Raw genomic sequence first — 22,158 nt, 5'->3', positions numbered from 1 at the left:
TAGCTTACCCGCTCAACCATGAAAAATTATTCGCTGAAACGTCTTTACGACCAGCCCATCATTCAAACCCGCGACGTGCAACCATCGGTGGATGGTTTTGAGGTACTGGGCGCTTTCAATCCGGCGGCCTGCCGTGTCGGAGATGAGTTTATTCTGTTACTGCGCGTAGCCGAAGCGCCGGGGCCCGAAGCGGGCTGGCTCCATATTCCGGTGGTCGAAACCGTCGAAGGCCTGCCAACCTTAACCGTTAAAACGTTCCGCGAGCCGGACGAGCCGTATGACCCGAGGGTGGTCTCCCTCAACGGCAAAACCTACCTGACGTCGCTCAGTCACCTGCGGCTGGCCCGCAGCAAGGACGGGGTTCATTTTACTATCGACGAAAAACCGTTCCTGTTCCCAACGCGCCCCGACGAGGCATTTGGCATTGAAGATGCCCGGATTACGTATCTGGAAGGCAAATACTGGATTACCTACACCGCCGTGTCGGAGCATGGGCCGGCGGTCGGACTGGCGACAACGACCGATTTTAAGGACGTGACCCGGCTGGGCGTAATTCTGCCGCCACCCAACAAGGATGTGTGTTTGTTTCCCGAACGCATCAACGGCAAATACGTACTGATGCACCGCCCGATGGTGCACGAAATCGGTAAGCCATCGGTCTGGCTGGCCGAATCCGTCGATGGGATTCACTGGGGGAATAACCGGTTTCTGTTTGGCCCGACGGCTGCCGAATGGGAAATTCAGAAGCTCGGCGCCGGGCCGGAACCTATTCTGACCGATGAAGGCTGGCTCGTGCTGTATCACGGCGCCAGCAGTATTTCAGCCTATTCACTGGCTCTTGTGCTGCTCGACCGCCATAACCCCGACCGTATTCTTGACCGGTCGGCCGCCCCGCTTTTAACCCCCGAATTGTCCTGGGAGCGCGAAGGCTTTTTCCCGAACGTCGTCTTCTCCAACGGTTGGGTCAAGTGGTTTGATCAGGACCGGAACACCGACCGGATCTGGGTTTATTACGGTGCGGCCGACGATGGTGTCGGGCTGGCCGAACTGACCCGGAACGATTAGTTTTTCAAGGCCCGGATCAGGCTGTAGTCCATTTGGGTCGGAATGGTTTCGTCAGGTGTGGTTAAGCCCGCCCGGCGAAACCATTTTCTGTACTCGGCGCGGCTGTAGCAACGACCTTTAGTGACCCAAAACAGCTGCGCTGAATAATCGGTAACCGGCAGCGGTCCGTCCAGGGTATCGTTCAGGAAGGCGTCGTGCACCCACAATTCTCCGCCGGAACGCAGCGCACCGGCAAAGCGGTCGGCCAGCAATTGGCAGGTATCCTCCGGCCAGTCGTGAAAGAGGCTGGCGGCCAGCAGCAGGTCAGTTTCCGGCAACGGGTCGGTCAGCATATCGCCCGGCAAAAACGTCACACGTTCCCGTACCGTCTCCGCCCCCGGACGACCGCTCTGACTAAATCCGGTCAGTAATTCATCGGCCACCGTCAGCACCGCCTCCCGGTCAAACAGCGTGGCCGTCGCATCCGGATTGGCCAGCAACCACTCGTAGGTAAAATAACCGCTCCCGCCCGCCACATCGAGCAAATGGCCGCTGTGGCGCGGCAGGTTGGCTGCTACAATCGGCGACAGCGCTTTGGCACGGCCGGCAAGGGCCAGCGTCAGGGTCCGGGCCGTGTCCGGATCATCCATCGGCGACGGACCTTCGCCTTCTTTCACATACGCAATCCCGTCATCTGTTTGCAGCGGGCCGTCGTTGCGAAGCCGGTCGGTCATCTCCAGTACGCCGGGATTGTTTGCTTCCAGACCGGTATAGCCGGTTATGGTTGGCGATGCCGACAGGGTCAGGTGGTGCCCCACAGCGGTCAACGCCAGTTCATCGTCAGCGGTACGGGTCAGCATGCCCATAGCACACAAAGCCGGAAACAGAACGGCAGCAGGTCGGTCGGCCAGGCCGGTTTGCCGTTGCAGATCAGCTACCGGCAGCGGGCCGTGCTGCAACAACTCGAACACATGCAGGTGGTGAACAGCCGCCAGCAGCAGCCGGGAACTATACATGGCCCGCAAATGGCGGGTAATCGGGGCGAAATCAGGGTATTGCGTAACGGTCATCAGGACGTTTTTCGTTCAGTAGTGCATGGGGGCTACCAGGCTCCGTTCATCCGGTTAAAATACTCCGTAATACCGGCATTGTTCGCTTCAGCACGCGCAGCACTTGTTCCGAAGGTCAGTTCACTTTTTCCTTCCCTGAGCTGTGCAAAGATTGAGTCAATAAAATCGCTTACCGGCGGATATTCCGAATGCAGCCCGGGCTGTCCGAGATCGGTATTGAGTGCCGGCGGAATAATCTCAATTACTTCTTTACTGCCTTTCAGCAGGTGCCGCAGCGAGAGCGTAAACGAACGCATAAAGGCTTTGGTTGCCGAATAGACCGCTACCTTCGCCAGCGGAATAAACGCCAGCCCCGAACTCACATTCATAATGGTCGTCAAGTGCGGTAATTGCAGAAAAAGCTGCGTCAGGTGCAGCGGCGCGGCGATGTTTATGCTGATTTCCTTCGCTGCTTTTTCGTAAAATGCCTCGTCGCTCAGGTCCATCCAGTTCTGGATACCTGCGTTATTGACCAGCACCGTCAGATCACTGTGCGTTTCGGCCACCCAATTATACAAACGGGTGCGTTCTGCTTCCTGTTCCAGATCGCACTGAACGGTAATGAGCTCCGGAAAGGCCGCTTTCGCCTCGTCCAGTGCCTCCTGCCGGCGGCCACAGATCAGTACCGTGTTGCCTTCCTGAATAAACCGGCCGGCCAGTCCCAGACCGATCCCCGTAGCGCCTCCTGTAATGAGAATTTTGTTGTTTGTTAAGTGCATTGCTGTCAGATTTTTCAGCGCAAAGATCGGTAGCCGACGCCAGAACTGCGCTGTTGTACCGTTGTTTATCACCGCATAATCTGAGGCAGCGGAGTGGCATATAGGCTCAGCATACCCCTGCATACGCGCAGCAATTACCTTCAGCGGATATTCCGTCGGATCCGGCTCAGTGAGGATTGGGTAATGCCTAAATACGACGCCATATACGCCAGGGGAATGCGGTTGGCAAGCGACGGGAAGTTGGTCAGAAAATTCAGATACCGCTCCGTAGCATCTTCCGTCATCATCGGGCTGATCCGGTTTACCTTATCTGCCAATCCTCTGGCGGTTATCCGGGCAATGATCGCATCCCATCCGATGATGGTCATTGACAATTCGTCCAGGGCTTTTTTCGATAACGCGATATAGTGGCAATCCGTAACGGCCTGCACGTATTCGGTCGACGGAATACCCTGGTTATAGCTGTTGATGTCGGCCAGAAAATTGTTTTCGTCAATGAAATACTTCGTGATTTCATCGCCTTTATTGTTGTAAAAACAAATCCGCATAATGCCTTCGGTAATAAAAATCACCTCGCGTGGTATTTTACCGGCCTCGTGGTAATAAGCGTCCTTAGGCGTCTGTTTGCTGACAGCCTTCGATTTTACGAGTTCAATCTGCTGCTGATTCAGCTGGCCAAACTGCAGGATGTAATTGATAAGCTGCTCCATGATCTCTTAGGCCATCCGGCTCATTATCAGCCGGTCAAAAAGTTTATCAGACAAAATCTTCCGGAAAAACAGCATCATACCGGCCATGCTTCCCCCTACATATCGTGCGCGGGGGCGGCGGGCTTCGATGCCTTTTTTGATCAACTTAGCAATCTCAACCGGCTCCACCGCATTTTTTTCGATGTCGGTATACATCTTCACGAGTCTGTCGGCCTGTGGTTTATAAACCGTCTTACCGGAAACCCGCTGTAAATCATTGCCCCCGATGCTTATCATCTCCGATTTTGTACCACCCGGCTCAATCACAATTATGTCAATACCGAACGGACGCACTTCATTCCGGAGCGAATCGCTGAGCCCTTCGACTGCAAATTTACTGGCATGATACCAGCTTCCCATCGGCAGTCCTACTTTTCCGCCTACCGACGAGATGTTGACAATTTTGCCCCAGTTATTTTTGCGCATGGCCGGCAATACGAGCTGAATGAGCCGGGCAGTGCCAAACAGATTAATGTCAATCTGATTTTTCGCTTCGGCCATCGGCACATCCTCCAGCGCACCGTATGAGCCTAAGCCTGCGCTGTTTACCAGCACATCGACCGGTCCGGCCTCACGGGCTATCGTAGCGATGCAACTGGTCATACTGGCATCATCGGTCACATCAAGTGTTACCGGCCGGATACCGTAGACCGCTAATGCCTGCAATTTGTCGGTACGGCGGGCTGCGCCATAAACCGTATACCCCGCCTGCGCCAGATAAATTGCCGTTGCCTCGCCAATGCCTGACGAAGCACCGGTTACTAAAACTGTCTTTGCCATGTTTATCTCCGTTTTGTTAAATAACAAGGCAAAATTGCGTCCGGGAACAGCAAACTATTTTGCCATTTGGCAAAAAGAGAGGCAGACATTACAGCATGAATACCTTTTTCTGACCAGGTGTGTTTTTTATCAGGTTATGTCCGTAAAATGCACCCGTTATGCGTGTACCGGCTGGTAACAGATCGCATCAGACCGGTGAACCCAATGCCCCGGAATACGTTATATAAACGGAGGGTTAACCACCAATTCCGTGCGCAGGTAGCGCACAGGCAGCCCGACAACACATTACAATCATGAAACAACAAGTCCGGGAGGTACGGTATTTTTTATTCGGCCAGCATTTTTCGGATGGACTACGGATTACCCTTGCCATTCTGATTCCGTCTGTCGTGCTGGCACAGTTCGGTTATTTTCAGCTCGGCATGATGGTGTCGATGGGCGCGCTGTGCGTCAGCATTTCGGATTCGCCGGGGCCGGTCATCCATAAGCGGAACGGGATGCTCGTCTGCTGGGGGCTGATCGTGCTGGTGGCCCTGCTCACAGGTTTCCTGCGGGCCAGCAACTGGACGCTGGGGGCGGAAATTCTGGTATTCAGTTTTCTCTTTTCCATGTTCGGCGTCTACGGCAACCGCGCCACGGCCATCGGCACCGCCGGGCTGCTGATCATGATCCTGATGATGGACCGGCCCCTGAGCCACACCGAAGTCTGGCAGTATGCCGGCCTGATTGCCCTCGGCGGCTTCTGGTATCTGGCCATCAGCCTGTCGTCTGTTCAGCTGCTGCCCTACCGCGCGGCCCAGCAGGCACTGGGTGAGTGTGTGCACGCGATTTCTAAGTTTCTGCTCATTAAAGCCGAGTTCTATAATACCAGTACGGACCTTGAAGAAGACTACCGGAAATTACTGGCGCAGCAGGTAACGGTTTCCGAAAAACAGGATGCGGTCCGTGAACTGCTGTTTAAGAGCCGCCAGATTGTGAAGGAATCGACCTCGACCGGCCGGATGCTCGTCCTGACGTTTGTCGATGTAATTGACCTGTACGAACAGATTGTGGCGATGTATTACGACTACGCCTCGATCCGGGAACGGTTCGGCCATACCGGCGTCCTGCGCGACATCAGCCGCCTGATCCGGCGCATGGCCATTGAGCTGGATTACATCGGTCTGTCTATCCAGTCGAACCGGCCCCACAAAGGCCACACCGACCTGACCAACCACCTCGAAGCGCTGCGGCTCCGGATTGAGGACATTGGCAAAAAAGACCCCGAAACCAGTAACCTGGTACTCCGGAAACTGCTCGTGAGCCTGCGGAACCTGCATCAGCGGCTCTATACGATTCAACAGTATTCGGACCCCAACGCCAAAGCCTCAACAGAAGCCCGTTACCCGACTGATGTCAACCGGTTTGTGTCGCATCAGGACATTGACCCAAAAATGTTTGTGAACAACCTGACGCTGAATTCGTCGATTTTCCGGCATTCGCTGCGGATGGCACTGGCGTGTATGGTCGGGTTCATTGTGGCCAAATCGTTTCCGCTGGGTCACCATAGTTACTGGATTCTGTTAACGATCACGGTCCTGATCAAACCCGGCTATAGCCTGACCAAGCAGCGTAATTACGAACGGCTGACCGGCACACTGGTCGGGGGCGGCATCGGTACGCTGATTTTACTGGCGACCGGCAACACCACCGTGCTGTTTCTGGCCATGCTGGTGTTCATGATCGGGGCGTTCAGCTTTCAGCGCACCAACTATGTGGTGATGGTTACGCTGATGACGCCCTACCTGCTGATCTTGTTTCATTTTCTGGGCATGGGCGGTTTCGGCATTCTGGAAGAGCGGGTGCTCGACACCGTGGTCGGGTCGGTGATTGCCTTTACCGCCAGTTTCGTGCTGTTCCCGCGCTGGGAATCAGATCAGCTCAAGCCGCTGCTGGTCGATGTGGTGAAATCCAACATTGCGTTTCTGAAGATTATGTCGGACGGGTTGTCGGGCAAACCCATCTCCATTACGGAGTACAAACTGGCCCGTAAAGATGTGTACGTCAGTTCGTCCAACCTCGCGGCGGCGTTCCAGCGTATGACCTCCGAGCCGTCGTGGAAGCAATGGCACCGCAGCGAAGTCCATCAGTTTGTGGTGCTGAACCACATTCTGTCGTCGAACGTCGCCACGATTACCTCTACCCTGGCCACCGGCTCGCTGCCGAAGCCAGCCACTGCCGACGGGATCCGGCTGGTAAAACGGTCACTGGCCAGCCTCACCGAAAGCCTGCGCAAACTGAACGCACCGGTCGCGTCGGCACCGGTTGCGCCGGAGCCACTGACCGAAGCTGCCAGCGTTGCCAGAATAGCCCCTACCGCCGATGACCGGCTCCTGCGTGGCCAGCTCGAATTTATTCAGAAAGTAAGTTTTGATGTGGGAAAGGTGACGGATACGTTGCTGGTGTAATAAAAAAGGGGAGCGCCAATGACGCTCCCCTTCGGATATGCCTGGTTGTACTATCTTACCGGCAAGGCATTTCAGTTACGGTAACCGGGTAAACCGCCGAACCGCAACCATCGCCACCCGACACCGTCAGGGTATAGCCTCCCGTTACCGGCAGGTTTGGTGCCATGATCGGATACGTCCCCGGCGTGCGGAACACATAACTGAACACATAGCCATTAGGTCCCGTGAATGTAAAGCGGGTACCCGTAGCCGTTGCTGTCAGTACGCTCATACAACCACCCGTACTCTTCGTCATACTGCCAACCTGCACATTGGTTGCCGATGGCGTAATACCGGCGTTAATGGTCTGCGTCGCTACAGCCACACAACCCGCATTAACAAGACCGCTCACCGTATAACTACCTGTCTTCGAAATCACGAAGATACCGGTTGTGTTTGTCTGCATAAAATCCGGCCCGACAGCAGTATAGCTGGCCGCGCCGCTGGCTGTCAGCGTAACACTTGAAGCACCGCAACCTACCGCACTTCCGGAAGCGACCATCGCCAGCGGAGGTAATGTCCCGGCCACAACCGTTGCCTGTGCCGTAGCCGTACATCCGTTCACATTAGCAACCAGTACGGTATATACACCCACCTGCGTAGCGATTGCCGCAGTACCGGTGCTGCTTACGACACCGCCCGGGCCGGTGAACGTATAACTGCTTCCACCACTGGCTACCAATGTCGCTACCGATGCACAGGTTACTGCCCCGTTTGCCACCAGCGAGGCCATTGGTGCAATAGTATTGGATGTTACGCCTGCCGAAACAGTTGCGCTGCATGTGTTGGTGTACGAACCAATGACAGTATACAGTCCCTCAACGCTCACGACAGCCGTATTTCCGATAACCGGACTCACCAAACCAGGACCAAGCAGTGTGTAGCTTGTTGCCCCGCTGGCTGTTAACGTCACACTGGTTTGCGCACAGGTCAGCGTACCCGACATGACCAGACTCACCGACGGTACCGTCTGATCAGCAGAAACGGTTACCGTTGTTGTCGACGCACAGCCATTGGCATTGGCGACTGTTGCCGTGTATGATCCCGCCTGATTTACCACAACCAGGCTGGTTGTTGCCGGCGTGGCCAGGCCAGGGCCGGCAATCGTATAGCTTTCGCCGCCGGAAGCCGTCAGGGTCACGCTGGTCTGCGTACAGGTCAGGGTATTGCTGGCTACCAGACTGGCCGTCGGCGTAACGGTATTTGACGTTACGGTAGCCGTGGCGCTGGCCGTAGCACTCGTTACCTGATCCGTTACGATAACGGTATAGGTACCTGCCTGATTGACGGTGGCAGACACTGCACTTTGCGACACAACGCCTGCGCCGACAAATGTGTACGTGAATGGCCCTGTACCGGTCACGCTCGCAGTCAGGGTTACCGTTGGACTGGCACATGTCAGCGTACTGCTGTTACCCGTTGACAAGGCTACTGTTGGTGCAGGCAGCTGCGACAGATCGAAGCGGGCCGCAATCGGATTGTGGTCCGATGTCGTTGTGGCGTAGCTTGGCACGCTGAACGGTTGCAATACATACATTGAGTTGCTGACATACCCACGATTCAGGTCATTTGAGACGACCATGTGGTCAATAAAGCTGGCCGATGAATTAAAGGTCGAGCAGTTTTGCAGTTCGAGTGGCTTGGTCAGCGTTGCATAATTCGTTTCATCTGCCACGAAGCTGTTGAACGATGAAATCGGTGACGCTGTGTAAATCGATGCCGTTGCCTTGTCGTTGTAATCACCCAGGATAACTACATTAGCATTGGCATATTGCGCATCCAAAACGGCTTTCAGGTCATTATAATCCTGACGGCGACGGGTAAAGTCGGCCGATGCGCTACCTGATTTTGCGTGTACAACCACCACATGAATTTTACGGGTAATCCCGTCAATGGTTGCGTTAGCTACGAACATATACGGCAGACGGCCTGATGCCCAGCCATTACCACCTGGATATGTATACGTCGCGCTTGAATTCAGCAAGAGCGGTTTCGTTTCCGACGGAATCGGTGTAATCGTTGCCGTATTGTAAACCACGCAAACCTTCTGGCCATACGCCGTCGGGCCGAAGACTTTTCCGTTAGTAACGGTCTGCTGGCATTCGTCCTGGAAGTAATAGGAGAACTTATCCGAGCAGGCAAAACTGTAGCTCCCCGGAATGCTGCTCACCATCTGGGCGAACAGGTTAATATCACTCACCTCTTCTGTAGCAATGATGTCGGCATTCAGCTTACCGATTACCGTCGCCACGTTTGTCTTCTGGAGCGTTTCGTTCAGCGGTCCCTGATCGTCATAGGCATAGGTGCCCTGCGCACAGGTGATTGATCCGGCATCTGCTCCGAAAAACTCAACGTTCCAGGCCGCAATGTCCAGTGTTTTATCCGCGGTCAGTGTCGATGACCCTGGAATCGTACAGGTCAGGTCGACCGGAGCCGTGGCCCCCGACACATCTGACAGAAGCCGTGGCATTAATTCATTGATGTTCGTAGCTCCGCTGGTATAATGCTCGCTGATCCCGATGATGGTAGCCGAAGCCGGTTTACCGGCACCGTTTACGCCCGACTGTGCTTTAATGTACAGCGTACCGGATGCTCCGTCAGCCGTCAGCGGGTACGTTGTCGGAGAGAAGCTCGTGCCCGTACCGCCGATGGCCGCATTATCGACCTGCACCAGCCAGCCTTCGTTTGCCGTCAGCTGATCCAAGGTAACTACTTTCGGAGCCGGCGGCGTAAGCCCCGTCTGTACTACCGAGAAGCTGGTGATTACCAGTTCACGGGCACCCTGATAAACCGTTACCGAACCGGTAGCCTGTACCCTGTCGCCCAGCTGCACCTGACTGCCGTAAGCCGTCGAGGCACTATAAAACGCGATACCGCCGGTTTCATCCTGCACGTAGAACAGGTTGCCGCCAAACTGATTGGTGACGGTTACCTGGCCACGGAGCGTCACAACGCTGTTGACGGCTACCGTGCGGGCCTCTGCCATACTGATTAACCCACCGATGGACACTGAGTTGCTTACGGTGCCTCCTACCGTTACGGCTGCCGACAGGCTATTCGCAGCGTGCGTAACTGACCCGCTTACCGGTCCGACATTTTCACCCGTCAGGTGAACGTAGATCGTTGCCAGTGTCGTTGAGGCAGGCAGTGTTAATGACGAGGCAAAGTCAATGCCAGACACCTCACTTACTTCAACGCCGGCCGGAGCCATTATCACAATATCTTCCGTCAGATTAGACGCCGTAAGTGTATAGGTTTGCTCGTCAGACAGGGTGCCTTGCGTGGTGGTGAAGCTGCTCAGGGTAACGGGCTGCACCCGTAATACCTTCGTACCGGCAGCCAGCACTGTACCACTGACCGGAATCATTACCGGCGTGGTGCCACCGCCCGAAAGTGTCAGCGTAGTGGCATAGGTATCACCGATGGCAATGCTGTTATTCAGCCGGACAATCAGGTTTGTGGCCGCCAGGGCAGAACCGGTATAAGGCAGGCTGGCCGTGGCACCGAATGTTGTTCCATCCGTCGATACGGCAAAGTTCGTGGCATCTGATGTTGTCACGGTGATATTACCGGCGTCCGGCGTCAGGAATTTACCGCTTACCGTGACCGTCCGGCTGGCGGGGCCGCTTCCGGTAAAATACTCCAGCCCGTTAGCCCCCGTTAATGACGCTGGCGTCGCCGTCAGGACCGGCTGAACCGGGCTGTATGTTAATGAAAAGTCGTCAATACCGGTAGTCGGACGGTTTCCTGAGCCGCTGCTGGACGATAGGGCAACAATCCGCACCCAAACCGGAGTGTTTACGTTATCCAGTGCATTACCAAAGTCTACGCCAATCGTATTGTTGCTGACGGCGCTGCCACCTACCGTTAAGGGGCCGGAAACGGTCAGCGCCGTAAATGATGTCGGTGTTTCACCAAATCCATAATCCACCCGCCACGTAGTTACCCGTGGCGACGAAGCATCAAGGCTTTGTAGTTTAAAGGTCAGGCTGAAACTCTGGAAGCCGGTTGTTTTGGCCAGTTTAGCCGTGAAAGCAGCGCCCGGGTCACCAAGAGAACCCGACTGCCGTACACCAAGCGCACGGTCGGTTGCGTTCCCCTGATCAGTCGTTGATGCCGACAAACCAATATCACCGGACGCCAGGTTTTTGAATGAGCCTCCGGTATTGTTCCAGAGCGTCGGCGCTACCGTCAGCAACTGAGTAGACCCGAGACCGGTAGCCGTAGCCCCTGTCCGTACTGACCAGCCAGTTGGCAGCTGTGTGCCGATGCCATCAAAATTCTGGGTGTAGCTTCCTCCGGTCAGGATAATCTCACCGGTTGAGCTAACCGAACCACTTACCGGAACAACGGCACTCACCGAGCCGCTAATGTTCGTGATATTTCCGCTGAATGAACCGGTGTTCAGTCCGGTAAGACGCGCGGTGATCGTCGCGCTGGTTGTTGATGACGCCAGCGTAAGCGACGAACTGAATGAAGTGCCATTAGAGCTGATTTCAATGCCTGTCGGTGCAGAAACAACCAGTGCGGCTGTCAGGGCTGTTGCCGAAACAATATATGACTGGGTTGCCGACGGCGTTCCCTGGGTACCAGCTAAGGTTAAGCCTGTGCTATTGACTGTCAAGGCAGCCGGTGGGTTTACCGTACCGCTCACCGGTACCGTAGCCGTTAAGCCGGTACTGACATGAGTAACCGTCCCGGTGAAACTACCAACCGCGGCACCCGTCAGCCGGACAAATACGCCCTGACTTACCGAACCACTCACCGGCGAAACCGTTGTTGTACTGGCATATGCGGAGCCGTTCAGGCTGATTTCATACCCTGCTGGCGCCGAAACCGTTACCGGCCCTGTCAGATTTACGCCGTTAACGGTATAACTCTGGGCCGTTGAAGGGGTACCGATGATTGTAAATAAGGCACTTAGACTGGTGGGCGTTGTATCCAGGGCCGGTGCCGTACTGGAGGTAACTGTACCGGTGACCGGCACCGTTGCCGTTGCTCCACCGCCTTCGAAGGTTAATGTGGCAGAGTACGTGCCGACTGGTAAATCAGCAGTTAAGCCTACCGTAAACGTAGTTGATGTCAGCGCCGAAGCAGAATAAGGCGTTGAAGCAGGTGAAATGGTTATAGCCGTTGACGATGAGCCAGCCGTAACATTGCCTGAAACCGGTGTTAACGAAGCACCATAAGCCGTAATTACTGTCGAAGCCGGTGTCGATCCTTGTGCATAAGACAACCCCGTTACTGAGGTTGCTGAAGTAGTAATGCCAGGGCTCGGAACGCCTGTAATCCGTACGTTGTCAATTGAGATTTTTGGTCTTGAGCCGGAAGAACCACCCGTCCCGTTATGGTAATAGAACCGGAGAAAGAAATTAGGAGCCTGATCAAAAGTAGATGCCAGTCCAATGGTAAAACTTTGAGACCCGGTAACGTTATTAGTAGCACTGTAGCTCGTCAGTTCTGTAAATGATATGCCGTCTTTCGATGCATACACTCGTAAAGTCCCAACCCGGTTCCCTGTTGAATTAAAAATTGTTGCCGCATCAAATGAAGTTGTAACAGACCGGACGCCCGTTAAATCTACCATTAAATCCACAGCTGTACTTTGCGAGTTATCCGGAGTACCTGTTGTCAAAAAAACCATATTATTGGTTCCCTTTTGTACGCCAGCGGAGCTAGCCGATGCTGTAAACGTAAGGCTGGCAACTGTTAATTTTGTCGGATCAGGGATAGTTGCGGATCCGCCAGCGACTAAACCCCGCCAGTAGGTTGCGGCTGTACTACCAGATCCAATCCCGTTTGTGAGTGTCCAGTTGGTTATGTCCGCAAAATCAGCAGTATAAGTAGTATTAGGCTGAGAGGCTAGCGGGACTTTAGCCTGCCCTCTGGCACTGCCCCCTGCCAGAAAAACAATAAATCCTAAAATAATCCAAAATTGCCTGTATAGACGTGTTGTCATGAAGTTATTCGGTTTAACTTAGACAAAACTACGTATATTCCAGTAATCCAGATGTTATCATAGTACTATTAAAAGCTAACTTTCACTTAATATTTAAGTAATACGCAGAACAATAATTATTAAAAACAATAAAAAGTAACATTTTCACAAAACCAATATATAAAATAAAGTTACCACACCTACTCTATCAAATAAAGAGCCTATCATTTTTTATTATAGTTTCTCAAACGAAAAAACGTTGAGGAGTAACCGGTGAATAACAAAAAAATATATCTTCATAATCCTATTTTTTCTCCTCAGCTGACTATGCGTTTTGACTATATCATCGTGGGAGCGGGTTCGGCCGGTTGTGTACTGGCAAACCGGCTTTCCGAAAACCCTGCTACGACCGTACTCTTGCTCGAAGCCGGCGGACCGGATACCAAAATGGAAATCCATATTCCGGCGGGTTATGCCAAACTTCACCGCTCCGCCGTAGACTGGGGGTTCTGGAGCGAGCCCCAGGCCGCACTCAACGGCACCCGTATTTACCTGCCCCGCGGCAAAACGCTGGGCGGCAGCAGCTCAACCAACGCCATGGCCTATGTCCGGGGTAACCGCGAGGACTACAACGACTGGGCACAGGCGGGTAACCCCGGCTGGCGCTACGACGACGTACTGCCTTATTTCATCCGTTCCGAACAAAACCAGCAGGCCGGCCAGCTCGACCCTGCCTACCACGGCACGGGCGGCCCCCTGTCGGTGGGCTACGCTACCCGCTTCCGGACGCCGCTGGCCGACGCCTTTGTCGACGCCTGCCAGCAAACCGGCATCCCGCTCAACCATGATCCCAACGGAGCCCGGCAGAACGGCGCCGGACTGCTTCAGTTCACCATCAGGGACGGCAAACGGCAAAGCACCGCTACGGCCTTCCTGAAACCGGTACTCAACCGCCCCAACCTGAAAGTGATTACCAGAGCCATGACCAAACAGGTGTTGCTCGACAAAGGTCAGGCCATTGGTGTTGAGTTTTTCTCGGGTAAACACGCAACCGAAAAAGCCTATGCCAACCGCGAAGTAATCCTGTCGGCCGGGGCATTTCAGTCGCCGCACATTTTGTTGCTGTCCGGTGTCGGTCCTGCCCATACGTTGCGTCAGTACGGCATTCCGGTCAAGCACGAACTGCCTGGCGTCGGCAAAAACCTACAGGATCATGCCTTCACCGGTGTGAGCGCGCTGGCCTCCCAACCGGTATCCACCAACCGCTTCCTGACGCCTTGGGGGCAACTTTCGTCGTTTGTTCGCTACGCACTAACCAAAAGCGGGCCGCTGACCTGTAGCCCGCTCGAAGCCAATGCCTTTATCAACCTCGAAGCCCCGGACGACCGCGTCGATTTCCAGTTCCATTTTGCTCCCCTCCACCTCGGCAGCGATTACAAGGCCAATCTGTACGATATCAATACCCTGCCCCGCACGGATGGCTTCAGCATTCTGCCGATTCTGCTCAAACCTAAAAGCCGTGGCTGTGTCGGGCTGCGTTCGGCAAGTCCGCTGGATGCCCCCCTGATTCAGCCGAATTTCTACAGCCACGAAGACGACCGGCGGATGATGCTTAAGGGCATCCGGAAAGCCCTCGACATCATCGGCGCTGATGCTTTCAGCCCGTACCGGAAAGAAGTTCTCCTGCCGCCTAAACGGGTGTCTGACGATGACCTGTGGCTCCACGTACAGCGGCTCACCGAAGCCCTGTACCACCCTGTCGGGACGTGCAAAATGGGCACCGACGAGCTGGCCGTCGTTGACCCCGAACTACGGGCCCATGGCATCGGCGGGCTGCGTGTGGTTGACGCATCCATCATGCCGACCATCGTCTCGGGCAACACCAACGCTCCCGTCATCATGATCGCCGAAAAAGCAGCAGATTTGATTTTGGGTTAATAATGGTTGTTTTTTTAGTTCTGATTGTTGCTGGTAGTTCTGGTGGTTGTTTTTTAGTTCTGATTGTTGCTGATGGTTCTGGTTGGTTGCTGTTTGTTTAGTTCTGGTAGTTGCTATTAGTTAGCCAACGTAGAACTTTCATAACAAAACAAAACAGTTAATCTAGTGGTGGCACGACTCCACTATACAACCAGAACCACCAGCAACAATCAGAACCATCAGCAACAACAAAAACCATCAGCAACAACACAGAACCACCAGCAACAACAAAAACCATCAGCAACAATACAGAACCATCAGCAACAACCAGAACCATCAGCAACAACACAGAACCATCAGCAACAATCAGAACCATCAGTAACAACACAGAACCACCAACAACAAAAAATAGCCCCTTTCCCCCGTCTCCCCGTATTATTTGCAGGTTAGTAATCCGCTGGCCGGAAGCTGTTTATGAAGTTCCTGCGTGCTCTATTCCTGCTCCTGAAAATACTGCTGATTTTCCTTGTGTTGGTCGCCGGATATCTGCTGGCAGGACCGCTCTGGAATCATTTTGTTACCTACCCGGCACTCGAAGCTGACCGCGCGGCGCTTTGGCAGCAATACCGGAAACCGCAGCATCCCATCACGCTACCCGATTACCAGGGCGTGTTGCATGCCCACTGCTACTGGTCGCACGACAGCCGGGGGGTGCTCACAGAAATCGTCCCGGCGGCCAAACAGGCACAGCTCGATTTTCTCTTTTTCTCCGACCACAAACGGGCACCCCTCGACACATTCCCCCGCGCCTACCACGGCACCTTCGACGGCCTGATTGTGGAGTCCGGTACCGAGTCCGACGGCCTGATGATTACGCCCCTGCGCCCGACGGTTATTAACTGGAAGCAGGGTCTGGATACCGTTATCCGGAGCGTGGTGGAGCCAGGCGGGCTGGTGCTGTATGTCCATACCGAAGAGCCCCACGATTGGGGAAATCCCGACTATCAGGCGATGGAAATTTATAACATCCACACCGACCTGATCGACGAAAAAAGCGGGTTTCTGCCATTTGTGCTGAATAGTATGGTCAACAGCGGGCGGTTCAAACACTGGGGCTACCGCGAGCTGTACGACGAACAGACGGCGATTCTGGCACGCTGGGACTCCCTCAATCAACACCGCCGGATTGTCGGTATGGGCGCCGCCGACGCGCATAACAACCAAAGTATCCGCGCCCGCTACACCAAAGACGGCATGGTGGAATGGGTAGGCTCGAACGCTAAAACGATGCGGATTATCAAACCGGGTTTGCTGGAAAAACTGGTACTGGGCAAACCCGACGCGGCCGGCTGGGCCTACAAAGCCGAACTCGACACCTATTTTCACTCGTTCAATTTCATTAATACCCACATTTTCAGTGATACCTTATCAAGCCGTGCGCTGAAAAACGGTCTCGTGAAGGGCCATGCCTACATTTCCTTCGAAAATCTGGCAAAGGCAAAAGGCTTTGGCTTTTATAGCACCGATGCCCGCAGCCAGCTGAATGCGATCATGGGCGACTCCATCAAAGCAACATCAGTCAGCAGGCTCAAAGCGGTTTCGCCGTATCCCGTCACGTTCGAACTTTTCCGCAACGGCAAGCAGATTGACCGCAAAGAAAATGCTTACGACTATGCGTATGCTAAACCCGTAACGGCCGGCAACTACCGCCTTGTCGCACGTGTACACCTCGGCGACAAATGGGTTCCGTGGGTGTATACTAACCCGATTTACGTTTACTGATCGTAACTATCCCCCAGCTAAAGCAAGGGGGCTTTAATCCTCACCGTTGGCAGGTGTAAGTACAAACCAACGGGGAATTTTCAGGACGAGTTACAACTACGCCCCCGACTGCGGCAATGTTGCGCGCTCCGTTTACGTCAGCGTCGCTACAATAACCACAGTTGCTACAGGTAAAATGTTTAGACGAACGCCGGCCAATATGCAGACAGTTAGAACAGGTTTTGGACGTGTAAGCAGGTGGGATAACAACCACCTGAACACCTGCCAGCTGTGCCTTGTAGCTGATAAAGGTCCTGAGCTGGTAAAACGGCCAGCTGTTGTGTTCGCGTTTCTGAGACTTGCGGAGCCGTTGATTAGTACGCTGTCTAATTGCCTTCAAGTCTTCCAGAGCGATTGCTCTGTGTGTCTCTTTAGCCTTATCGACCAGACGCTTACTAATCGTATGGTTGATAAGCTTCGAAGTAGCCTGCTCTTTTTTACTCAGCCGCTTCAACAGGCGACGAGTGTTTTTAATAGTGGTCTTCTTGGCTTCCTTATGTTTTTTTGCTTGAAGACTGGCACGAATTGCGGACCGCTTTTTACGGTACTTACGAATAACACTTCCTGTAAACCGTTCTCCGTCACTATCGGTAGCCAGATCAACTATGCCAAGATCAACACCCAGAACATCTTCCGGTATTTCAGTGTCCTTATCAGGAATATCACAGGTTGCCAGCAGAAACCACTTGCCGGACCCGTCCCCCCGCTTTGTATACAGCAGATCGCTTTCCCCTTTCTGGTATTGCAGAAGCGATTCGTTGTGCGTTCCGCCTACATAGGAGATTTTTTGCCGGCCGTCAATCGTCCAGATATTGACAAATTTCCTGTCAGTTCTGTATGTAAGAATACGGCTATCATAGGCAATTGCTCCGGTGTCCCGAAAAGCGCGCTTTGTCTTTTTGTCAAGCCTGTAACTATCGGCCACCTTAGCCAGACAACGGACAATCATCTGAGACGAGAGACGACAGGTTGCTTTGGTGGGATAATATCGCTCTTTGTGAAGATTGAACTGTTTAAAAACCTTATGCTCAAACGCATAGTCCGACAAGGCATTGCAGACGGCATTGGCTTCGGTAAGCGTAGCCAACAGCAGCTGAGCTTGTTCTGGAGTCGGATTGAGTTTGATTTTGGCCGTCAATTTCATGCCCGAAGCTACAAAACAGCTCACTCAAACGAAAACATTAACACAGGAATCGAGTCTACCCGCGCACTGGCCTTTGTCCCCTTCGGGCGACAGCCGCGCGGCGGCCCGGCGCGATTCCTCCCCGCCGTGAACGAACGGGGTTTCTTCGCGGGGTTCTCATGAAAAAACGGCTGAAGAAAATCGGAAAAATACTGGGTCTGACCCTCGTCGGCCTCACCGTTCTGGGCTACGTTTATTTTATTCTGCCGTTCTGGGGTATCCCTTTCAATCAGCAGCGCCACGGCCATCCGCCCCTGACACCGGCCTGGGCACTGGAATGCTGGCTGTGGGAAGACGATCAGAATACGGCGGGTTACGTTGACTCGCTGCTGACCGGTTATGCCGCCCACGATATTCCGGTCCGGACCATCCTCATTGACAGCCCGTGGAGCTTACGGTATAACGATTTTACGGTCGATACCAGCCGCTATCCCGCGCCCAAACAGTGGTTTACCGGTTTGCAGGACAAGGGTTACCGCGTTGTGCTGTGGATGACCTCCATGGTCGATAGTTACAGCAAGGACACGAAAGTTCAGGAGTCAGGGCCCTGGTATGAAGCGGCGAAAGCAAAAGGCTATCTGGCCGGCAACGGCGAACAGATTAAGTGGTGGAAAGGCAGGGGCGGCTTTATCGACTACACCAATCCGGAAGCCATGCGGTGGTGGCGGGGGCTGCAACAACAGGTGTTCGACTTCGGTATTGACGGCTGGAAACTCGACGGCACCGGCACCCTCTTCCGGCAACAGCTTGGCCCGCTGCCCTTTTTATACCAGAAAACCGCCGGTGGCTGGATGACCACACGGCAGTACATGGATCACTACTACCGCGATGAATACAAATATGGCCTTACGCAGAATCCGGAATTTGTGACCCTGGCACGGGCGATGGACCGTGGGTTCCACCCCGAAGGCTTTGCCCCGATTGATGCCTCGCCCGTCAACTGGGTCGGCGATCAGAAGCATTACTGGCAGACACCGGCCCGCGCCGGTGGCGGGGAAGCATCCGGAAAAGACATTGCGCTCGACGGCGTGCAGGGGTTTGAGTCGGCCATTCAAAGCATCCTGAAAAGCGCGGCACTCGGCTACAACATCATTGGCTCCGACATTGCCGGCTTTTCCGGCGACAGCATCCCGCCACGGCTCTACATCCGGTGGGCGCAGTTTTCGGCCTTTTGCGGGCTGTTTCTGAACGGTGGCCACGGCGAACGGGCGCTCTGGAAACGCAGCCCGCAGGAACTGGAGATCATCCGGACGTATGCCTGGCTGCACACCGAACTGGTTCCCTATATGTACAGCTACGTGGTCTCTGGGCATCGGGGTGGTACTGTGTTACAACAACCTGTGGATGGCAAGTACCATTACCTGTTCGGCGATCACCTGCTGGTTGCACCGGTCTACAAAGATGACCTGAGCAATACGGTGACGCTGCCCGCCGGGCAGTGGCGGTACTGGTTCGACGATGGCAAGGTACTGGACGGCGGGCAGACCCTGACGCGTGACTTTCCGCTGGAGCAGTTTCCGGTATTTATCCGGGAAGGCGCCGTCATTCCGCTATCGGTCAGCCGCGCCTATACCGGTCTGGGCGACAGTCTCTCGACCGGTTATCTGACGTGGCTGGTTTATCCGAAGGGCAACACCACCTTCACGACCTATGACACCAAAACGCAGGAGCCAACGTCGCTCACGGTTGAACAGCAAGGCAATACGGTACGCTTACAGGTCAAGGGCAAAAAACAACCGCACATCCTCCGTATCCACCTCGACAAACCGCCGTTTACCCTGGAGCGCGACGGCCACCCGCTCACTACCAGCGACTACCAATACCTGCCCGCCCAAAAGAAACTGATCATCAAAACCAGCACCTATGCGCAAGGGCAGTACACGATCACGCTATAAACCACAAAGGCACGAAGAAATGAAGGGGCACGAAGTTTTTCTTAAGCTAAAAAACTTCGTGCCCCTTCTTATCCTTGTGTCTTCGTGGTAAAAAAACTTCGTGCCCCTTTGGTACTTACCGCCTTTGTGGTTAATTACCGTAATGTGCCAGCGCCGCCCGGAACGAATCCGCGATGGCCTGCGCCAGACTCGCCGGCTGCAACACAGTCAGGTCCTCGCCATAACTGCGGAGGTGCATCATCAGGTCACGGTTGGGTGCAAGCCGCAACCGGACCACACAGGCCTCGTCGGTATCGCTGAGCACCTCCTGCGTCTGGTGAATGGGTTTCGCCTTCACATAACGCCCCCGCAACGGTGTGAACGACAGAATAATATCTTCTACCGGACCGCTGCTGTCCGTAATTCCGTAAATGTGATTGAACAACTCACTGACGTTGTTCATGATGGATTCGGGCACATTACAAGGTTCGTCCAGAATCTCCAGGTCACTCATCCGGTCGAGGGCAAAGGTCCGCTCCTGCCCCGTTTTTTCGTCATACCCGATCACATACCAGCTGTCCCAGACCTCCCGCAACAAAATCGGGTGCAGGGCGCGCAGGCGGGGTAATTCCCTTTCCTGCACGGCCTTGGGATCGTTGTTATCGTATTTACTGTACCGGAACGCCACCTGCCGGTTCTGGTTCACGGCGCGGATCAGCACGGGAACATAGTGCCGGTTACCACCCAGAATCCGCTCTTCGACATAGACAACCCGTCGGGCGGGCGTATCGGTTTTTACCTCGCGGATAATGTCGAGGCTTTGGCGTACCTTCTGCAAGGCGTTGCTGAGCTCATCCGCCACTGAATCACCCTGGGTAGCCGCCAGCACTTCACGGGCATAGTCAAGGGCTTCCATGTCGTCAGGGTTGAGCATCAGCGTCAGGAGCCGGAACTGCGGATCGGTGTAGTAATAACCGTCTCTCCGTTTGTCGTAGGCAATGGGCGCATCATGGTCTTCGCGCAGCCGTTGTATATCTTTTTCCAGCGACGATACCGACCGGATACCACACTTATCCCGGCAGATTTCGAACAACCGCTGTTTGGAAAATTGCTTCGGGTATTGACTGATCAACTCATCAATCAGGCGGTAACGCTGAAACGCAGATCTGGTAATGGGCATAGAGGAATGAGTGAATGAGCGATAGAGTGATAGAGCGACATGTTATTGCGCTTAATGGTTATGCCATCAATCCCTCGCTCAGGTATACTATTGCTACAATTTTACTGAAAAAATTTCCTCCTGAAAAGAAGAACGTAAAAAGATTACGCTTTGGCACCTGTACCTTTGTTCCATCAGTAAACAACAGATACCCATGAACGCAAGAAAGCGCTGCTTCACAAGAGGCAGCGCTTTCTTCTTTTTCAGGGTTCCTGATTAGTGGGCCGTCAGCCAGCCCATGAGCGAGCTGCCGTCGGCGTATTTGATGTTTTCGATTTTCCAGCGTTCCTTTTCCTGACGCAGCAAAAATGTGACTTTCTGCTTCTCTCCGAAATTCTCGAATGATACCGTCATCGTTGCCTGGCCGTTCTGAATCGCAGCTTTTCCGAACGTCCGGTGTTTAATGTCCGTGTCCTGTGCATTATAAAGCGGATCGGCACCGATGGCACCGACTTCGTCCTGATGAGAAACTACATCCTTCCAGATCAGGTCGGCGAGTTTCTTCACAAAATAAGTATCAACCGATGCCCGGCTCCGGGTCTGAAAAAACGGACTTTGGTCCTGATCGTGATGCTTGTAGAGGTCTTTAACAACCGATTCCGGCGTTTGCGGGGGCGTTGCCGGAACTTGCGCAAACGCGCTGGAACCAGCTAACAGACAGATAGTGAATGCAATAAATCGTTTAAACATACGGCTTAGGCTTTAGATCGGAAAGATGCATAAAAAGGCGGGAAAACTTTTTTCTGAATAAAAAAATCACAAAAAAAGAAGAACATAAAAAGATTACGTTCATAGGGGTGAATCTTTGTATCACCAAGGACAACACGTAAACTGAATGCTAAACGACAAAGCTCATGAACACCTCATTCCAACTCCGCTCCTCGTTGCACGCCAGCCCGGTTATGGGCCGGTCAACTACCGCAACACGGCCGCACCGTAAACCGGCCAGCTTATCGGCCAACCAGCTCATGGCCGTTGAACTGGGCCTTTTTTTACTGGCAGAACTTACCCCGGCAGCTTCTCCGGCTATACTCCCTGGTCTGCTGACCACAAAAACACCATATGATGCTGCCTGGACAGCAAAACAACTCCGTTATCTCAACCGCGCCCGCCTGCTCATCGGTCAGTTTATGCAGCCGGCCCTGTGGCAAAGCCAGCTCGAACGGTATGCCAACCTGCCGGAGCACCTGCAGGCCTACGACATCAGTCAGGACCGGGCGCGGTTCTGCACCAAAAAAGTCGGCTTTAGCCGCAACCGCATCTTTACCCTGAAACGTTTGTTTGACTAATCCCCGGACACAATGTATCGCATTAGCCTG

At 53.9% G+C, this 22,158-nt stretch carries 15 protein-coding genes; 6 read left to right on the top strand and 9 right to left on the bottom strand.

The features are described 5' to 3' along the window. The first annotated feature begins 18 nt into the window (after positions 1 to 18). Positions 19 to 1,065, top strand: coding sequence for a glycoside hydrolase family 130 protein (locus AC23NW_RS04940; protein WP_487448074.1), 1,047 nt, complete (start codon positions 19 to 21; stop codon positions 1,063 to 1,065). Here the strand turns inward: AC23NW_RS04940 and AC23NW_RS04935 are convergent. From AC23NW_RS04935 to AC23NW_RS04920, 4 genes are all read right to left on the bottom strand, one after another. Then, positions 1,062 to 2,114 carry a methyltransferase gene (locus tag AC23NW_RS04935; protein ID WP_487448072.1) on the bottom strand — a complete coding sequence of 351 codons (1,053 nt, stop codon included), beginning with the start codon at positions 2,112 to 2,114 and terminating at the stop codon, positions 1,062 to 1,064. The two genes, AC23NW_RS04940 and AC23NW_RS04935, sit on opposite strands and share 4 nt — an antisense overlap. A gap of 32 nt (positions 2,115 to 2,146) precedes the next feature. Next, complete coding sequence (locus tag AC23NW_RS04930) at positions 2,147 to 2,872, bottom strand: SDR family oxidoreductase (RefSeq protein ID WP_487448071.1); 726 nt, start codon at positions 2,870 to 2,872, stop codon at positions 2,147 to 2,149. A 140-nt stretch (positions 2,873 to 3,012) separates the two neighbouring features. Next, on the bottom strand, positions 3,013 to 3,582 hold the full coding sequence (locus tag AC23NW_RS04925; RefSeq protein ID WP_487448069.1) for a Crp/Fnr family transcriptional regulator: 570 nt from the start codon (positions 3,580 to 3,582) through the stop codon (positions 3,013 to 3,015). A gap of 6 nt (positions 3,583 to 3,588) precedes the next feature. Continuing rightward, positions 3,589 to 4,401 carry an oxidoreductase gene (locus AC23NW_RS04920; RefSeq protein WP_487448068.1) on the bottom strand — a complete coding sequence of 271 codons (813 nt, stop codon included), beginning with the start codon at positions 4,399 to 4,401 and terminating at the stop codon, positions 3,589 to 3,591. Between the two features lie 293 nt (positions 4,402 to 4,694). Here AC23NW_RS04920 and AC23NW_RS04915 point away from each other — a divergent pair, with 293 nt between their 5' ends. After that, complete coding sequence (locus AC23NW_RS04915; protein ID WP_487448066.1) at positions 4,695 to 6,848, top strand: FUSC family protein; 2,154 nt, start codon at positions 4,695 to 4,697, stop codon at positions 6,846 to 6,848. 55 nt (positions 6,849 to 6,903) lie between these two features. On the opposite strand, the gene AC23NW_RS04910 is transcribed toward AC23NW_RS04915, so the two are convergent. Further along, positions 6,904 to 12,381 carry an endonuclease/exonuclease/phosphatase family protein gene (locus tag AC23NW_RS04910; protein ID WP_487448065.1) on the bottom strand — a complete coding sequence of 1,826 codons (5,478 nt, stop codon included), beginning with the start codon at positions 12,379 to 12,381 and terminating at the stop codon, positions 6,904 to 6,906. Between the two features lie 771 nt (positions 12,382 to 13,152). Between AC23NW_RS04910 and AC23NW_RS04905 the strand changes: the two genes are divergently transcribed. Continuing rightward, the gene (locus tag AC23NW_RS04905) at positions 13,153 to 14,763 is read left to right on the top strand and encodes a GMC family oxidoreductase (protein WP_487448063.1); all 1,611 of its coding nucleotides are present in this window, start codon (positions 13,153 to 13,155) and stop codon (positions 14,761 to 14,763) included. Between the two features lie 157 nt (positions 14,764 to 14,920). Here AC23NW_RS04905 and AC23NW_RS04900 read toward each other — a convergent pair whose 3' ends face one another. Next, positions 14,921 to 15,118, bottom strand: coding sequence for a hypothetical protein (locus AC23NW_RS04900; RefSeq protein WP_487448062.1), 198 nt, complete (start codon positions 15,116 to 15,118; stop codon positions 14,921 to 14,923). Positions 15,119 to 15,216: 98 nt separating this feature from the next. Between AC23NW_RS04900 and AC23NW_RS04895 the strand changes: the two genes are divergently transcribed. Beyond that, entirely contained in the window at positions 15,217 to 16,524 is a 1,308-nt protein-coding gene (locus AC23NW_RS04895; RefSeq protein WP_487448061.1) for a CehA/McbA family metallohydrolase domain-containing protein, read from the top strand. A gap of 40 nt (positions 16,525 to 16,564) precedes the next feature. Here the strand turns inward: AC23NW_RS04895 and AC23NW_RS04890 are convergent, their stop codons facing one another. Beyond that, positions 16,565 to 17,707, bottom strand: a complete 1,143-nt coding sequence (locus AC23NW_RS04890) for an RNA-guided endonuclease InsQ/TnpB family protein (protein ID WP_487448060.1) — start codon at positions 17,705 to 17,707, stop codon at positions 16,565 to 16,567. Positions 17,708 to 17,865: 158 nt separating this feature from the next. On the opposite strand from AC23NW_RS04890, the gene AC23NW_RS04885 reads away from it, so the two are divergent. Further along, positions 17,866 to 19,641, top strand: coding sequence for a TIM-barrel domain-containing protein (locus tag AC23NW_RS04885; RefSeq protein ID WP_487448059.1), 1,776 nt, complete (start codon positions 17,866 to 17,868; stop codon positions 19,639 to 19,641). A gap of 130 nt (positions 19,642 to 19,771) precedes the next feature. Here the strand turns inward: AC23NW_RS04885 and AC23NW_RS04880 are convergent, their stop codons facing one another. Both AC23NW_RS04880 and AC23NW_RS04875 read right to left on the bottom strand, forming a co-directional pair. Further along, positions 19,772 to 20,800: a helix-turn-helix transcriptional regulator gene (locus tag AC23NW_RS04880; RefSeq protein ID WP_487448057.1), complete on the bottom strand. Its 1,029-nt coding sequence runs from the start codon at positions 20,798 to 20,800 to the stop codon at positions 19,772 to 19,774. Between the two features lie 255 nt (positions 20,801 to 21,055). Continuing rightward, the gene (locus AC23NW_RS04875; RefSeq protein WP_487448055.1) at positions 21,056 to 21,529 is read right to left on the bottom strand and encodes a DUF3828 domain-containing protein; all 474 of its coding nucleotides are present in this window, start codon (positions 21,527 to 21,529) and stop codon (positions 21,056 to 21,058) included. A 164-nt stretch (positions 21,530 to 21,693) separates the two neighbouring features. Here AC23NW_RS04875 and AC23NW_RS04870 point away from each other — a divergent pair, with 164 nt between their 5' ends. Next, positions 21,694 to 22,128 carry a pPIWI_RE_Z domain-containing protein gene (locus tag AC23NW_RS04870; RefSeq protein ID WP_293835840.1) on the top strand — a complete coding sequence of 145 codons (435 nt, stop codon included), beginning with the start codon at positions 21,694 to 21,696 and terminating at the stop codon, positions 22,126 to 22,128. The last annotated feature ends 30 nt before the right edge of the window (positions 22,129 to 22,158 follow it).

This window comes from Arsenicibacter sp. R0_47 (assembly GCF_057652235.1).
This window is presented reverse-complemented; position numbering and strand designations above follow the sequence as displayed.

Excerpts from the sequence above, each read along its gene's own strand:
- AC23NW_RS04940 (WP_487448074.1), top strand. The coding sequence starts at position 19 with ATGAAAAATTATTCGCTGAAACGTCTTTACGACCAGCCCATCATTCAA.
- AC23NW_RS04935 (WP_487448072.1), bottom strand. The coding sequence starts at position 2,114 with ATGACCGTTACGCAATACCCTGATTTCGCCCCGATTACCCGCCATTTG.
- AC23NW_RS04930 (WP_487448071.1), bottom strand. The coding sequence starts at position 2,872 with ATGCACTTAACAAACAACAAAATTCTCATTACAGGAGGCGCTACGGGG.
- AC23NW_RS04925 (WP_487448069.1), bottom strand. The coding sequence starts at position 3,582 with ATGGAGCAGCTTATCAATTACATCCTGCAGTTTGGCCAGCTGAATCAG.
- AC23NW_RS04920 (WP_487448068.1), bottom strand. The coding sequence starts at position 4,401 with ATGGCAAAGACAGTTTTAGTAACCGGTGCTTCGTCAGGCATTGGCGAG.
- AC23NW_RS04915 (WP_487448066.1), top strand. The coding sequence starts at position 4,695 with ATGAAACAACAAGTCCGGGAGGTACGGTATTTTTTATTCGGCCAGCAT.
- AC23NW_RS04905 (WP_487448063.1), top strand. The coding sequence starts at position 13,153 with ATGCGTTTTGACTATATCATCGTGGGAGCGGGTTCGGCCGGTTGTGTA.
- AC23NW_RS04900 (WP_487448062.1), bottom strand. The coding sequence starts at position 15,118 with ATGGTTCTGATTGTTGCTGATGGTTCTGTGTTGTTGCTGATGGTTCTG.
- AC23NW_RS04895 (WP_487448061.1), top strand. The coding sequence starts at position 15,217 with ATGAAGTTCCTGCGTGCTCTATTCCTGCTCCTGAAAATACTGCTGATT.
- AC23NW_RS04890 (WP_487448060.1), bottom strand. The coding sequence starts at position 17,707 with ATGAAATTGACGGCCAAAATCAAACTCAATCCGACTCCAGAACAAGCT.
- AC23NW_RS04885 (WP_487448059.1), top strand. The coding sequence starts at position 17,866 with ATGAAAAAACGGCTGAAGAAAATCGGAAAAATACTGGGTCTGACCCTC.
- AC23NW_RS04880 (WP_487448057.1), bottom strand. The coding sequence starts at position 20,800 with ATGCCCATTACCAGATCTGCGTTTCAGCGTTACCGCCTGATTGATGAG.
- AC23NW_RS04875 (WP_487448055.1), bottom strand. The coding sequence starts at position 21,529 with ATGTTTAAACGATTTATTGCATTCACTATCTGTCTGTTAGCTGGTTCC.
- AC23NW_RS04870 (WP_293835840.1), top strand. The coding sequence starts at position 21,694 with ATGAACACCTCATTCCAACTCCGCTCCTCGTTGCACGCCAGCCCGGTT.